The organism is Bacillus sp. SIMBA_008 (assembly GCF_046535495.1).
GTDB classification, from domain to species: domain Bacteria; phylum Bacillota; class Bacilli; order Bacillales; family Bacillaceae; genus Bacillus; species Bacillus subtilis.
In genome coordinates this window covers 1-263 of sequence record NZ_JAWRWL010000647.1, presented here as the reverse complement: position 1 = coordinate 263, position 263 = coordinate 1, and the positions used below count along the sequence as shown (strand labels likewise).

The 263-nt window shown below is 38.0% G+C and carries 1 pseudogene; it reads left to right on the top strand.

Annotated features, from left to right (window positions below):
- Positions 1-263 (top strand): annotated as a pseudogene (locus SB658_RS24815) (LysR family transcriptional regulator); the annotation flags it as partial.

The window sequence follows — 263 nt, the reverse complement described above, 5'->3', positions numbered from 1 at the left end:
ACTGGGAACAGCTTTGTTTGAGAGAAAAGGCAGAAATATTAAGCTGAGTTCATCAGGGAAAATTCTTTTAAAACATGTAAACAGGATTTTTACTGAGATTGAAAATGCACAAACGGAAATTCAATTGGAGGAACATCAAATGTCTGACACCATCAGAATATCTATTTCTAATCCGAGATTCCTTGCAGGACTGATGAGTGAATATATCAACCGCTCCCCTCAATCAAAAATTCTCCAAGCCATCGGAGTTAAAAGCGGGATCC